The sequence below is a fragment of the Nocardia seriolae NBRC 15557 genome (genome assembly GCF_007990715.1).
Taxonomy (GTDB): domain Bacteria; phylum Actinomycetota; class Actinomycetes; order Mycobacteriales; family Mycobacteriaceae; genus Nocardia; species Nocardia seriolae.
Map to the genome: position 1 here is coordinate 1 of NZ_BJWY01000210.1, position 6,496 is coordinate 6,496.

The 6,496-nt window shown below is 69.3% G+C and carries 7 protein-coding genes; 4 read left to right on the top strand and 3 right to left on the bottom strand.

Annotated elements, in window-relative coordinates; all coding sequences use genetic code 11:
• Positions 1-62 precede the first annotated feature (62 nt).
• On the top strand, positions 63-902 hold the full coding sequence (locus NS2_RS34690) for an alpha/beta fold hydrolase (protein WP_071811907.1): 840 nt from the start codon (positions 63-65) through the stop codon (positions 900-902).
• Here the strand turns inward: NS2_RS34690 and NS2_RS34695 are convergent.
• Entirely contained in the window at positions 893-1,342 is a 450-nt protein-coding gene (locus NS2_RS34695; protein ID WP_033091584.1) for a MarR family winged helix-turn-helix transcriptional regulator, read from the bottom strand. The genes NS2_RS34690 and NS2_RS34695 overlap by 10 nt on opposite strands.
• A gap of 140 nt (positions 1,343-1,482) precedes the next feature.
• On the opposite strand from NS2_RS34695, the gene NS2_RS34700 reads away from it, so the two are divergent.
• Together NS2_RS34700 and NS2_RS34705 are read left to right on the top strand one after the other, a co-directional pair.
• Positions 1,483-1,833 (top strand): DMT family transporter, encoded by a 351-nt coding sequence (locus tag NS2_RS34700; protein WP_033091585.1) that lies wholly within the window; start codon positions 1,483-1,485, stop codon positions 1,831-1,833.
• Between the two features lie 38 nt (positions 1,834-1,871).
• Positions 1,872-2,192 carry a DMT family transporter gene (locus tag NS2_RS34705; protein ID WP_033091586.1) on the top strand — a complete coding sequence of 107 codons (321 nt, stop codon included), beginning with the start codon at positions 1,872-1,874 and terminating at the stop codon, positions 2,190-2,192.
• A gap of 24 nt (positions 2,193-2,216) precedes the next feature.
• Here NS2_RS34705 and NS2_RS34710 read toward each other — a convergent pair whose 3' ends face one another.
• On the bottom strand, positions 2,217-3,047 hold the full coding sequence (locus NS2_RS34710; protein ID WP_081986474.1) for a pentapeptide repeat-containing protein: 831 nt from the start codon (positions 3,045-3,047) through the stop codon (positions 2,217-2,219).
• Positions 3,048-3,127: 80 nt separating this feature from the next.
• On the opposite strand from NS2_RS34710, the gene NS2_RS34715 reads away from it, so the two are divergent.
• The gene (locus NS2_RS34715) at positions 3,128-5,134 is read left to right on the top strand and encodes an NB-ARC domain-containing protein (protein WP_081986476.1); all 2,007 of its coding nucleotides are present in this window, start codon (positions 3,128-3,130) and stop codon (positions 5,132-5,134) included.
• Here the strand turns inward: NS2_RS34715 and NS2_RS34720 are convergent.
• Entirely contained in the window at positions 5,062-6,396 is a 1,335-nt protein-coding gene (locus NS2_RS34720; RefSeq protein ID WP_052087089.1) for a hypothetical protein, read from the bottom strand. The two genes, NS2_RS34715 and NS2_RS34720, sit on opposite strands and share 73 nt — an antisense overlap.
• Between the last annotated feature and the right edge of the window lie 100 nt (positions 6,397-6,496).

The window sequence follows — 6,496 nt, forward strand, 5'->3', positions numbered from 1 at the left end:
GTACTAGGGTGGGCGGGGTGAGTGCTGCCGCGTCGCGAACGATTGCTTTGCCGCACTGCCGGGTGAGTTATGGCGAGTACGGTGCGGGGGACGGAACGCCGGTGCTGTATTGCCACGGCGTTCCCGGAACACATTTGGAGGGTGAGGCTTTCGATGAAGCCGGGGCCGCCGCCGGGGTCCGGGTGGTGGCCGTGGACCGGCCGGGGATGGCCGAGTCGTCGCTGCCCGCGGGGGAGCGGGTGGCGGACTGGGTCGATACGGTGACCGAGCTCGCGGATCGGCTGGGGTTCGCGCGATTCGGTGTGATCGGCGTGAGCGGCGGCGGGCCGTACGCGCTGGCCATCGCGGCCGGGCTGCCGCAGCGGGTGCGCGGGGTCGCGCTGGTGTCCGCGCCCGCGCCGGTCGGCGAGCAGGCCGACGCGGCGGAGCTGGATCCGGTGGCGCGCCGCCGCCGACGGGGCCTGAATGTGTTGCGGCGGGTGCCTTTTCTGGTGCATCCGATGGCCGTGGAGATGTCGATCGTGATCCGCAGGCACAAGGGCGTCGCCGGGCTGGTAGCGCAGATGGCGGCCGTCGACCGGGAACGCGTCGAGGGTGATGCGGAACTGACCGCCAAGCTCGAGGCCAATCTGCGCCGCAGTTTCGAGCAGGGCAGCCGCGGCTTCGCCACCGACATCCGCCTGGTCTTCACCCGCGACTGGGGCTTCGAACTCGCGGATGTGACTGTGCCCGTACAGATCTGGCACGGTGACACCGACGGCAATGTCCCCGTCGACGACGCCCGCCGCCTGGCCGCGGCCCTCCCGCACAGCCGCCTGCACCTGGTGCCCGGCGCGGGTCATCTGCTGTTCGTCGACCGCGCGGCAGACATCCTGGCCTCGCTGGACCTCGATCAGTCCTGACGCCGGGCGGGGGTGAGGAGCGCGGCGATGGCCGGGTCGGTGGCCGCGATCTCGTCGAGCGCGGCGGTGAGGGTGTCGTCGTAGGTGGCGCGGGCCTGCTGGTAGCGGGTGCGGCCCGCGTCGGTGATCACCGTGTAGACGCCGCGCTTGTCATCCGGGCACAGGTCGCGATAGGTGAACTCGGCCGCGTTGAGACGACCGACCAGCCGGGTCACCGAACTCTGATTGAGGCCCAGCTTGTCGGCCAATTCCTGCATGCGCAGCTCGTCGTTCTCGGCCTGATCGAGGAAGCTCAGGGCCCGGTACTCCGAGAGCCCCAGACCGTGCCGCCGCTGCAGGGCGGTCGAGAGCCGGTTCTCCACGTGCGCGTGCAGCACCAGCATTCGATTCCACAGGGCGACATCGGAATTGACCTGCGTGGCCGCAGCCTGCGATGACATCGATCCACTCCTCGAAATGACGGGCCACCGGGATGGGACGTCCGCGACCCGGCCTTGACACGAGTTTACATGTACATGCATGCTCTTTCTCGTACCGAAGTACTTGCATATACATACAACTACCGAGGGGATCGATTCCCATGGCCTGGGTCTACCTGCTCATCGCGTCCGTCTTCGAAGTCGTCTTCGCCCTGGCGACCAATGCCACGCACGGATTCACCGTGCTGGGGCCGTCGCTGCTCACCGCCGCCGCGGCGGCCGGGGGCATCTTCTTCCTGAGCCTGGCACTGAAATCGCTGGATGTCGGCGTCGGGTACACCGTGTGGACCGGTATCGGGTCGGTCGGCACCGTGGTGTTCGGATCGGTGGTCTTCCACGAGGCCCTCACGCTTGCGAAGGCGGTGGCCTTCGTCCTGATCATCGGGGGAGTGCTCGGACTCGAGATCGCCGACAAGCTGACGGCGAACCGCGGCGACCGGCTCGCCGCCTGAAATCTCTTTCGCACGAATATTTTTCGAGGAGCATCGTCATGTCCTGGATCTACCTGCGGGTCGCCGCCGTCTTCGAGATCGCCTTCGCGCTGGGCACCAACGCGACCAAGGGCTTCACCCGGCTGTGGCCGTCGGTATTCACCCTGCTCGCGGCCGCGGGCGGGATCTTCACGCTGAGCCTGGCGCTGCGCACGCTGGATGTCGGTGTCGGATACACCATTTGGACCGGGATCGGATCCATCGGCACCGTGGTGCTGGGGGCGCTGATCTACAAGGAGAAGATCACCGTGGCGAAGCTTGTCGCCTTCGCCTCGATCATTGCCGGGGCCGTCGTGCTGCGACTGGCTGCGGGAGCCTGAGCGGCAACCTGCCCCGGAACCGGATCAGGGTTCCAGGTCGGCGGGCAATCGGGTGCCCGGGTCGGTGCGCGCCACGGCGAGCTGGTCCCGGGTACACCCGATGGCCCGGCGCAGATCGGCACCGCGCAGATCCGCGCCACCGAGCCGGACGCCCCGGAGGTTGGCGGCGGTGAGGTTCGCGTCGCGCAGGTCGGCGTCTATGAGCGTGGCCTGTTCGAGGTCCGCGCCCGTGAGATCGATGCCCCGGGCGTGCGCGCCGGTGAGATCGGCGCGCGTGAGTTGGGCTGCGGCCCAGGGCATTGCGTGCAGGTCGGCGCGCGGAACCCGCAGGCCCGCAAGATCCAGGGGCGCTGCGCCGCCGCCCGCGGCGAGGCGGGCGTTGCGCAGCACGTCGAGGGCGGCCGCGATATCGCCCGGCGGACCGTCGGTCCCCGATCCGCCGGTTCGGGTGTGTTCGCGCACGTAGTAGGCGAGAGTGCGACGGCAGCGGTCGCGATCGCGGGGTGAGTCGGCCATGATGCCCTCGAGCGCCCAGACGCCACCGGCCCTGGTCACCGGATTGTCCGAATCCAGGTGGGACACGGCCGTATTGAAGCGGTCGATGGTCTGCTTGTCGCGGTCCAGGAAGTATTTTCGAGCCGTGTACACGACACCGACGAGCGCCAGCCCGGCGCTGAGGACGGGGACGAACTGACCGCGCAGGGCGGCGGCCGCGGCCAGCCGGTCCTTGGCGTCCAGGTCGCGCAGCTCGTCGCGGGCCAGCCAGATCGGCAGCTGGTACAGCAGATACAGGGCGGCCGCCGCGGCACCGGCGAGCCGCAACCCGATCGGCAACAGGCTCGGGCGTATCCTCATGCGACCGTCTTTCCGGACTCGACACCGCTGCCGGTGGGTGTTGCGCACTGTACTATGCGGAGCGTTGATGGGGGTGCGCTATGATCGATGGGATATCGAGTTCGATGCTGCCGGAACGCAATCCGCGCTTCGTCAACCAGGCGAAACTGCTGAGCGAGGTGAGCGGGCGGGTGCTCGCCACGGGCGCGGGGAATCAGACGGTGGTGCTGACGGGCGCGCCCGGCTCCGGAAAGACTGCCGCGGGTATCGAACTCGCGCATCGGCTGCGCGGCTACTACCCCGACGGCGGACTGTTCCTCGAGTTCTCCGGAGCGGTCGACCCGGCCGACAGCATCGGTGAAATGCTGGGGAAAGCCTTGTTGGGTTTGGGATTACGGGAATCGGATATACCTGATCGGCCGGGAGCCCGCCAGCAACGATTCCAGGCACTGACCGCGGGGCGGTCATACGTCCTGCTGCTCGACGGCGTGGTCTCGGCCCAGCAGGTACGGGCGCTGCGGCCGGGACCCGGCTCCTCGCTGACCTTGGTGACCGAGGCGCGGCCGGTGGCTTCGGCGGAGTCGGCCGAGGTGCCCTTGATCGTGGTCGAACCGCTGGACGCGGACGCCACCCGGGACATGCTGAGCGGCAGCGTCGGCGCGGACCTGCTCGCCGCCGAACCAGAGGCGGCCGCCGCGATCGTGGGGCTGTGCGAGGGCCTGCCGATGGCCGTCACCATTGTCGCGCCCATGATCCGCCGGGCGGCGCTGCGGACCCGGAATCCCTTGGCCGAGACCGTGGAACGATTGCGTGACGAGCGCCGCCGACGCACGCTGATGCCCATGGACATGGTGTTCGGTGCCGCCTATCGCGCGCTGTCCGAACCGGCCCGGCGCGGCTACCGGGCGCTCGGGCTGCGGGCGCACGGCGGCGTGATCAGCGCACCCGCCCTTGCGGCGGCGCTGGAGATGCCGGAATACGAGGCCGCCGAGACGCTCATCGAACTCGCCGAGTCGCACCTGATCGAGCCCCGCCGGACCGACCGGGATGTCCCGCACGATGGCGGGCGCTTCACCACGCGGGAACTGGTGCGCGCACACGCCCGGGACCTGGATGAGCCGACCGACGATCGCGTGGCCGCGGAACGACGACTCCTGCACCACTACGACCGGCACCTCTGCGCGGCCGACGCGCTGCTGGCACCCTCCCGGCCGTGGCGGGCCCTGCTGTTTCCCGAACTCGACACGGCCCCGGGAGTTTTCGAGGACGCGGCGAGCGCGCGGGAGTGGCTGCGCGCCGAGCGGATCGCGGTGCGCGCGGCCGCCGACCACGCCGCCGATGTCGGTTCGGACGAGCTGGTGATGCGCTGGTGTGTGCTGCTGTGGCCCTTCCACGAGAAGGAGAAGTTCACCGCCGATCTGCGCGCCCTGCATCGACTGGGCATCGCCGCCGCGAGGCGTCACGGCAACCGGTCGGTCGAGAGCCTGCTGCACACCCAGCTCGGCTTCGCCCACTACTGGCTGCGCGAATTGGATTCCGCGGCCACCGAATTCGACGACGGGGTGCGCACGGCCGACCGGCAGGATCTGGAGGCGACCGCGCTGGAAGGTCTCGGCCTCACCCGACTCGCCCAGGAACGGGTGCCCGAGGCACGGGGGCTGCTGCGCCGCAACGCGAATCTGGCGCGCGCCATCGGCGACCCGCGCCGGCTCACGCTGGCGGCCTTCCATCGCGCCAAGGCCGAGGTACCCGCGGTCGCGCTGCCCCTGCTCGAGCGGGCCGCCACCGGGTTCGCCGCCGAACCCGCCGACGAAACCGAGAACCTCGCGAAGGTCCGCTACTGGCGCGGCCGCAAGCGCGCCGATCGAGGTGAACTCGACAGCGCCGCGGAGGATCTGGGCTACGCCCTCGAGGTGATGACCGACCGCGGTCGCGGTTTCGACATGGCCGAGATCTTCGCTGCCCTCGGCGCGGTGTCACTGGCCCGCGCGGATGCGGCGAGCGCTCGCTCGAATTACCGACGGGCCCTGGAACTCTACGAGCAGCTGGGCTTCGGCGAACTCGCGCAACGCTGCCGGACCGAGCTGGAGGGGCTACCGTCGGCCTGATCGGGAGCGGGCGATTCGACCAGCACTCGATGGTCCTGGCCGCCGCATTCGATCGTCCACTCACCCAGGGCGGCTTCGTGTTCGGCACCGGTCACCTGCAACTGGTAGGCCACCGACGCGAACAACCGGCACGCCTGCTCGCTGCCCGATACCCGAAGCCGGGAGCCCTCGGCGTCGCCGATCAGCCAGCCGTGCGCATCCACCGGCGCGGCCGCGAAGGCGCAGCCCGGCAGGCTCGCAAGCGTTTCGGTGATCCACTGCGAGGTGCCGGGACCGGGTTCGCCGATGAGGATGTCCGCCAGCTCGAGCCAATTCTGACGCGGCTCCCGCGTCCCCACCGCCAGATGCGCGCCGCGTGGTGTCGCGATACCGGAGCGCAGCCGTTCGGCCGGATACCGCAGAACGCGGGCGGTGCGATCGGTTCCGAGTTCGGTCAGCACCAGATGCGAAGCGGGGCCGTCGAGTCGGTGAGCGGGGAGCGGCAGCGCCGACAAGAATGGCGGCTCGTCGGGCTCGCTCGAGCCCATGACGCCGTAGAGCGCCGAGCGCAGCAGTGCCGCGCTCGCATCGGGTTCGGAGGTCGTCAGGGCCGTGATGGCGGCGTATCGGGCGGGATCATGGCCGTCGATCGCGGCGCGGACCTGCTCCTCGAATCCGATCGAAGGGTCGAGTCGCGGTGCGGCGCGCAGCAATCGTGCGATCGGCGAGCGCGGGTCGACCGTGTGCTCGGGCGCGGTCGCCAGCAGTAGGGGATTGCCCAGGGCCGTGGAGTAGAACGGCACCGACCCGTGATCACCCACCACCAGATCCGCCGCGACGATCGCGGACTGCCAGGCGTCCACATCCTCGGGCACGCTCACCCCGGCGCGGCGCGTGGCGGCGAGATACTCCCGGACCTGCCAGGCCGAATGTTCGGAACGGATATTGGGGTGCGGCGCGATCATGATCCGGAATTCGTCGACCGGCAGTTCACGCGCGAGCCGAGCCGGAATATCCGGGGCGACCGCGATCAATGATTCGGGACCCCAGGTGGAGGAGATCACCACCAGTTTCTGCGGTGCGGAAAGCCCCAGGGCGCGTCGATAACTGGCTCGCAGGGGACGGCTGGCCCGCAATCGATCGAAGCAGATGTCGCCCGCCACAACGGCATTGGGTGCCGCCTGCGGGCAATCGGCCACCAGGCGATCGAATTGCTCGGCGTGCGAGAGGACGATGAGATCGGCCACCACCTCGCCCTCGTGCAACAGCCAGTCGGGAGACAAACCGAAAACCGCTTCCCGCTTCCCGCGTTTCGATTTTCGATTTTCGATTTTCGATTTCAGAAACTTATTGTAGCCCATGCCATGTGGAATTACGGCCTCG